This window comes from Pseudonocardia terrae (assembly GCF_021343995.1).
GTDB lineage: Bacteria > Actinomycetota > Actinomycetes > Mycobacteriales > Pseudonocardiaceae > Pseudonocardia > Pseudonocardia terrae.
Window position 1 is genome coordinate 1 of record NZ_JAJTTE010000110.1, and the last position, 7,031, is coordinate 7,031.

Annotated in this window: 7 protein-coding genes and 1 pseudogene; 3 read left to right on the forward strand and 5 right to left on the reverse strand. The window is 71.8% G+C overall.

Translation table 11 applies throughout. The features are described 5' to 3' along the window. Positions 1 to 141 precede the first annotated feature (141 nt). The 3 genes from LWC33_RS33990 to LWC33_RS34000 form a co-directional block, all read right to left on the reverse strand. Positions 142 to 684 carry a GIY-YIG nuclease family protein gene (locus tag LWC33_RS33990; protein ID WP_233308819.1) on the reverse strand — a complete coding sequence of 181 codons (543 nt, stop codon included), beginning with the start codon at positions 682 to 684 and terminating at the stop codon, positions 142 to 144. Positions 685 to 1,296: 612 nt separating this feature from the next. Beyond that, the gene (locus tag LWC33_RS33995) at positions 1,297 to 1,989 is read right to left on the reverse strand and encodes a PP2C family protein-serine/threonine phosphatase (protein WP_233308820.1); all 693 of its coding nucleotides are present in this window, start codon (positions 1,987 to 1,989) and stop codon (positions 1,297 to 1,299) included. A 213-nt stretch (positions 1,990 to 2,202) separates the two neighbouring features. Then, positions 2,203 to 2,583: a hypothetical protein gene (locus LWC33_RS34000; RefSeq protein WP_233308821.1), complete on the reverse strand. Its 381-nt coding sequence runs from the start codon at positions 2,581 to 2,583 to the stop codon at positions 2,203 to 2,205. Between the two features lie 172 nt (positions 2,584 to 2,755). Here LWC33_RS34000 and LWC33_RS34005 point away from each other — a divergent pair, with 172 nt between their 5' ends. Both LWC33_RS34005 and LWC33_RS36380 read left to right on the forward strand, forming a co-directional pair. Next, entirely contained in the window at positions 2,756 to 3,235 is a 480-nt protein-coding gene (locus LWC33_RS34005; protein WP_233308822.1) for an ATP-binding protein, read from the forward strand. Between the two features lie 49 nt (positions 3,236 to 3,284). After that, positions 3,285 to 4,073: an ATP-binding protein gene (locus LWC33_RS36380; protein ID WP_233308823.1), complete on the forward strand. Its 789-nt coding sequence runs from the start codon at positions 3,285 to 3,287 to the stop codon at positions 4,071 to 4,073. Between the two features lie 120 nt (positions 4,074 to 4,193). On the opposite strand, the gene LWC33_RS34015 is transcribed toward LWC33_RS36380, so the two are convergent. Then, a complete protein-coding gene (locus LWC33_RS34015; RefSeq protein WP_233308824.1) occupies positions 4,194 to 6,020 on the reverse strand; it encodes a SpoIIE family protein phosphatase in 1,827 nt (608 codons plus the stop codon). Between the two features lie 517 nt (positions 6,021 to 6,537). Next, entirely contained in the window at positions 6,538 to 6,771 is a 234-nt protein-coding gene (locus tag LWC33_RS36690; RefSeq protein ID WP_372476841.1) for a DUF6401 family natural product biosynthesis protein, read from the reverse strand. Between LWC33_RS36690 and LWC33_RS34020 the strand changes: the two are divergent. Further along, positions 6,697 to 7,031 (forward strand): annotated as a pseudogene (locus LWC33_RS34020) (hypothetical protein); the annotation flags it as partial. The gene LWC33_RS36690 and the pseudogene LWC33_RS34020 overlap by 75 nt on opposite strands.

A 7,031-nucleotide genomic window follows, 5' to 3' on the forward strand; every position in this document is an offset into this window, starting at 1 on the left:
CGGCACTGCGCGGCTGACCTGCGTCACGCACTAAGCCTTCTGATCAAACTCGGGTACGAGGGGTGACGGCGGACGTCGGAGGCCCGCCGAAGTAGTGGATCTTGTCTCCGCGGGTTCATAGCGCTCGAAGCCGGAGGCGGCTCAAGGGCGAGGCCCGGCGCTGTCGTAGTAGCGGCGTCGGGCGACCTTGATGACCTGGAGCGCGGGACCTGAGGCGTGGTCGACGTTGAGGGGCGGGTGCAGGGCTCGGATGATGTCGCGTTCCACCTCTCGCGGCGTCGGGTGCTCGCACCAGGAGACGCGCAAGTTGGTGTTCATCCACTCGGTGAGTCGGGCCTCGTCCTCGTCGATCAGGACGACGCGGTCGGTCCAGCGGGTGCGGTAGCCCTGCTCGTCGAGCAGGAGGCCGGCGAGGGTGCGGCGGAGCGTCGAGCTCCCGCTCCGGCGGAGGTGGTTCGAGGCGAGCCGAGAACGGAGCTTCGTCGCGAGACCGACGTAGAGCAAACGGAGGTCCGGCTCCTTGGGGTGGGCGGGGCCGGCGAGCTCGGGCAGGATGGCAGGCGGCGCCCACCAGGCGTACAGACCCGGAGCGGCGGGTGCCTGGGTTCGTACCTCGTCGGTGCGGACCGGGCGGGCCAGCAGCTCGTCGACGACGGCGTCGAGGGCCGGGGGAGCGGATGCCATGTCGGCAGTCTGCCCGGCGGCCCGCGGACCGAGGAGCCGTTCGTCAATCGTTCGTCAGGAGCCCCATCAACAGCGGCAGACGGCAAGCACCAGCCAAACCCATCAACGCAGGTCAAGCCGGGGGCTCGCTGGATCGCCGCACGTCGGCGTTACCTGCGGATTCGTTCCGCTTCAACGTGTAGCCGGGGCTGTTTGCGCTGGTCATCGCACCTCCAGTCCGCCGTCGGTCCGCAGGGCGCTGCCAGTAGTAGGTCACTGTGTTCTGGTGCGGAGGATTTTCCACCGCGTGCCTCCGCCGCCGTCGAGTCCTTGCTGCTGACCCGAGACCCGCTCCGCGCTCCGGAACTGCCACCGGCTGAGACTGATGCACCACCGGAAGATGTGGCGCTCCCGATCGCGGTCGGCCCGCCCGCGCCGGCCAAGAGGGCTACGCCGAGGGCGATGGCGAGAGGAGTACCCCCGCCACTGCCCTTGCCGCTCCCGCCACCCTTGCCACCGATCCGTCGTGCCAACGGGGAGTCCTCTGACAGCCGCCCGCCTGGCGAAGGCACTACTCCGTCGGCGGCCCGGCGGTTGCTCGCGAGATACCGACCCGGACCGTGCGCCGGCTGATCACCGTCCGGGGTCCGGGGCGTGGACGATGAGGGCGACGGCGAGGTCGTCGGTGCGGTGCGGCACGCGCTGATCGACTTGCCGTAGGAGACGCTCGAGGAGATCTTCCGGCTCGGACACTGCGTCGGGTGGCCCACTGGTGCCATTCTCACCGGTTGGCGTGCTGACCGGCGAAGTACACGCCACAGCGTTGAGGATGGTGCGCAGGCCCTCGAGCCAGAGCGGTTCTCCGGTGTCGTCGCGGCCCTCGATCAGTCCGTCGGTGTAGGCCAGCAGCGACCATCCGGGTGCCACGGCCACGTCGACCGAGCCCCAGCTGAGGTCGGGGAGCACACCCAGGGGTGGGCCGAGCTGGTCGGCAGGCAGCATCTGCACGGCGCCTTCGGGCTCGATCAGCATCGGTGGGGGGTGCCCGGCGAGTTGCACAGTGATCGCCCGGCGCGTAGGCGCCACCGAGACCATGGCGACGGTCGCGAAGACCGTGTGTGCGTGGCGTTCGGTGACCAGGACCTGGTCGAGAACGGGCAAGATGTGCTGTGCGGGCATGCCCGCGAGCACGAGGGTGCGCCAGGCGATCCGCAGTGACACCCCGAGGGCGGCCTCGTCGGGGCCGTGGCCGCTGACGTCTCCGATGAGCAGGTGCACGCAGCCGTCGGGGGTTTCGACGGCGTCGTAGAAGTCGCCGCCGAGCAACAGTCGCCGGTTGCCGGGCTGGTAGCGGGTGGCGAGGGCGAGGGTCGGATCGCGCAGCAGGGCCGTGGGGAGCATTCCACGGGCCGAGACGGCGGTTCTCCTGCTCGGCGAAACGGGCGGCATGCAGCTGTCGAGTGGTCTGCTCGGAGCGACGCCGTTCGATGGCGTAGTGCAGCGCCCGAAGGAGCAGTTCGCCGTCGACCCGCCCCTTGATCAGCTAGTCCTGCGCGCCGGCGGTTCGGTGTCGTTCTGGTCGGCGACGTTCGGGCCGGCGACATCGGGAGTTCCGATGCCGGCCCTGGTGCTGCCGGCGCGCGCGGTGCGTGCGTCGTGTCGTCCCTGCGCCGAGCCGGACAGGCTGGCCTCCGGGGCGCCGACGGCGAGAGGTGCCGCGGTGAGGGGGACGACGTCGGAGAGCAGCTCGCGGACCACCAGGGCATCGGCGTCATCGTCCTCGACGAGCAGCACGGTCAGAGCGTCGGCGCCGAGCGTGGCCTGGGCCGGAACCGCGGTCTGACGCCGGCCATCCACCACCTCGAGCTCCGGGGCGCCGACCGGTTCACGACCCCGGCGCGCGGTCAGGGCTGACCTCATCGGCTTTCGCGACGACCGCCGCGCAGGCTGTCCCCGATGGCCGCACCCCTCCGGTGAAGTGCGATATCGCGGAGGAGGTTGCGAAGAATGCCCCGGACGGCGCAACACCGGTGGAGGTCGGCGTGGGTACCCGTGCCAGGAAAGGCCTGGTGGCACAGCGAGGAGGTAGGGCATGACCAGCGACACCAGTCCGGCCGTCCCGGCACAACCTGCCCAGTCCGCGGGCGGCCCTGCCCGGCCCGCGGCAGGACCACGCTCGGCCTCGACCGTGTCGGCGGCGCAGGCCGGATCCCTCGTGGCCTCGGTCGAGGACGCCGGCTGTCTGTCGGCTCTGCGGGCGTGGCTGCGGGCGCACCTTCCCGCCGGGGACCGCCAGGTCGACGCCGAGCTGATGTGCACCGAGCTCGTCACCAACGCCCTCGAACACGCCCGCGGCCCACGCACGGTCCGGCTCGATGTCGTCGACAACGACCAGCTGACCATCGCCGTCGACGACGCCGACCCGGCGACCACGATCCTTCCGCCGTACCGGCGCGCCCCGCGGTCGGGCACACGCGGTCGTGGCCTGGCGCTCGTCGCGGCACTGGGCCGGTGGGGGATCACGCCGCACATGAGCTACAAAACGGTGTGGGCCACCCTGGCGCTGGCATGACACCACCGGCCCTAGGGTGACGTTGCGACAGCGAAGCGGGGAGGGGCAGGTGACCGGACCGGTCCACGGTGACGGGCACGACCAGCCCAAGCTCTCTGCCATCATCAGTCTTCACGACAGCGCCGCGATCGTGGTCTTTCGAGGCGAGTTGGCCGCGCCGACCGGTGACCAGCTGCGCCGTCAGCTCGGTTCGTCGCTGACCCGTTTCGGCCCGGTCGTCGCCGATATCGATGACGTCGTAGTGCGCCAGTCGGACCTGCTCACACTGTTCGCCGAGGCGGTCCGCGAGGCCGGGGGGTGGCCGAAGGCGAAGCTGGCGATCCTGGCCCGGCATCGTCACGTGCGGGAAATGCTGCGCGCGTCGACGGTCGCGCAGCGGGTCGCCGTCGCCGACGACCTCGATCTGGCCTTCGCCCGTCTCGGGCGCCGGCCCGAGCTGGTGGACGCCTGCTGGACCGTTCCCCCGGACCCGCGCCGTTTGGCGGCGTTGCGCCGCGAGCTGAGGGCCCGGCTCGAGGACTGGCAGTTCCCGGGCGAGATCGAGGACGTCACACTGGTCGCGAGCGAGCTGGCCGCCAACAGCATCGATCACGCACGGACACAGTTCACCGTGCGGCTCGACCTGACCGCGGACTGGCTCAGTGTGAGCGTGCGTGATGGCTCGCCGACACCACCCCGACAGCAACCGCCCGACCCGCGGGCCCACCGGGGCCGCGGCCTGCAGCTGATCGCCGCTCTGGCCGACACCTGGGACGTCCACCCTCACGCCGGCGGGAAAACCGTCCGGGCCGGCTTCCGCACGCGAGCCGATCAACCGCCGTCGAGGCCAGACGCCTGACCATGCTCAGGCGTACGCAGCATGCGTCCGACCCGACCTCACGCCGATATCGGGAAGCGGTCGGCCTCCTCGGTGCACCCCGGGCCCGGTACTGCGCGTGCCAAAAGCTTCTCGCTGTGCTCAGTCGGCCGGCTGACGCACCTCCGGGCCGGCAGAAGGGGGGCGCGGTCGATCCTCGGGGTGGGTGCGCAGGGCGAGCATCGCGATGTCGTCGACGCGTTCGGGTACCTCGGCCAGTAGCTCGTCGCAAAGCTCCTCGAGGGGCGCCCCGGCCAGCTGAACCGCGCGGTCGACCAGCCAGGCCAGGCCGGCGTCGAGGTCGCTGTCTCGACGCTCGACGAGCCCGTCGGTGAACAGCAACAGGGTCGAGCCGGGCTCGAGCTCGTGGGTGTGGTCGGAGCGGGCGGAGCGATCCGGGTGAGCGCTCCCTCGGGAGCGAACCCCGAGCAGAAGCTCCGGCTGGGTGTGCAGCAAGCGCGCGCGCCCGGCCGGGTCGATCAGCAGGGGCGGGAGATGCCCGGCGTTGGACCAGCGCACGCGGCGCACACCGCGGGCTGCTAGTCGCCGCGGCTGCTCGATGCGGGCGAACACCGCGGTGGCGAGGGTGCCGACAGCGAGGTCGGTGACTGCGGAGTCGAGCTCGGCGAGGACCACGGCGGGAGTGTCGCGGGCGCTGTAGGCGATCCCGCGCAGCAGGCTGCGCAGTTGCCCCATCGCCGCGACGGCCTCGCGATCGTGACCGGCGACATCGCCGATGGCCACACACAACGCGCCGTCACGCAGCATGAACGCGTCGTACCAGTCCCCGCCTATGGCTGCGTCGCAGCTGGCCGGCAGGTAGCGCACAGCCAGCTCCAGATGATCGGGCTCGAACGGTGCGGTGAGCAGGCTGTGCTGCAGCGTCTCCAGGAGCTCCCTCGTCGCAGTGACACGGCGCTGCTCGGCCTGCCGGTGCTGCGCCCGTAGCAGCGCCTGGCCGGCGTATCCCGCGATCGTGGTGAGGGCGACCAGGTCCGCGTGTTCGAGCTGCCGCGGGTGCTCCCAGCCCAGCACCATCGCGCCGATCGGGCCCTCAGGCCCGGGCAGTGGAGCAGCCGCGATGGCCTGCAGCCCGAGCCGGGCGTGCAGGCGACGCAGAGCCGCCGGGTGCGCGGCATCGAACGCGGCTCGGTCCGGGAAGGCCACCACCCGCCCGGTCCGGGCCGCGACCGCCGAGGGCAGCGGCGCGGTCAGGTCGTAGCGCAGCCACAGGTCGGCGCGCTCGGCGTGCTCGTCAGTGCGCTCGTCAGGGGACTGAAAGTCGTCGTCGTGGAGCCGGTGCATCTGCTCGTGCTCGTCGAGCAGGCTCAGCCCGACGTAGGCCGGCCGCAGCCCGGTACGGACGATGTCCCCGATCTGATCGCGCACGTCCTCGACGGTCTCTGCGGAGGCGAAGGCCTGCGAGGCGACCAGCAGGGTCTGCGTGCGCTCCACCGAGCGACGCAGCGCTGCGTCGACTGCGTCGCGGCGACGCCGCTCCCGGTCGGCGTCGACGCGGGCCAGGCGCAGGCGAAGCTCGATCGAGCAGGTCCGGGCCAGATCCTCCAGCAGCGCGAGTTCCTCATTGGTCCACCGGCGCGGGCGGGAGTCGATGGCACACAGTGAGCCCAGGACGTTGCCGGCCTCGTCGCTCAGCGGCATCCCGGCGTAGGCGAGCACGCCGAGCTCGGTGACCGCGAGGTTGGTGCGCACCAGCGGGTGCTCACGGGCGTCCTCGACGACCAGCGGGGCCGCGGTCGCGACCACGTGCTGGCAGAACGAATGCGAGAGCGGGGTCGACCGGCGGGCGGCCCAGGGCTCGGGCAGCCCGGCCATCCCGGGGAACATCTGCTGGTCGGGCGTCACCAGCGACACCAGCGCCACCGGCACGTCGAGTCGGTGGCGCACGCGCTCGGTCAACGCATCCATCACCCGATCCGACTCGACGCCGAGGCCGGTCTCGTTCAAGGCTGCGAGCCGCTGCGGGTCGCACAGGCCGCCGCAGTCGGGTAGGGCCACCACGTCGCGGCGGTCAGTGCTTCGACCCGCCGAGCCGGGCCCGGAGGTGGAGGGGTTCGTCACGCTGAACTTCGCTCCTGGACGCTGTAGAAGGGCGCGTATCGCTCGCCGGCTGCCGTCGGGCTCCGGGACTATCGACGCCCAGCCCAACCCCGATACTCCGTGGCCGCGGGAGTGCGGTGAGCGATTCTCATCACCCGGTTGCCGCGGCGTCCAGCAGGCCCGAACGAACAGGGGCCAGGCCGTGGGCTGACCGGAACAACTTCCCTGGCCCAAGAGGTGGAATCGGCGGGAAGAGCACGAGACGGCCTTGCCGTCGTCGGGCGGGTTGCCTCAACCACCCGCTCTGCGGACCGATCGAACAGCGCAGGTACGGACTGGGCGGCCCGAAGCCTCCGACCAGTGACGACTCGCCACTGAAGCTCGATCAGGCTCGCGAGCCCACGGCCGGCCCTGACGGTGGCAACGGCGGCAGCGGAGCGGAACCGGCCAGCGAGCACACCGCGGCCAGTCGCAGGCTCGTCCAGTCCGCGCGCGTCCACGAGACCACTCGGGGGTCGGGCGCCCGCCAGCCCCGCTCGCGGGCGTGGCTGAGGACGCCGTGGGCATAGCTGGCCAGCAGCGCCAGGCCGGCGACGGCGGCGGAGGCCTCCAGGCCGATGGTGGTGGCGTCTGGTCCAGCAGGCCGCTGGCCGCCGCGGGACCGATGACCCTGTGGCTCGTCCCGTCCGACGCCTCGGGGCTGAGCGAACCGGGGGCGTTCGACGGCCTGGGTCTGCGGGGGAACGCGTCGCGACCGGTGACGGCCGACGGCCTGGTCGTCCCCCGCGACGCGATGATCGGCCCCGACGGGGCGGGTCTCGATCTCGCCCTGTCGCTGGTGTTGCCGACCTTCCTCGTCGGCAGTGCCGCGTTCTCGGT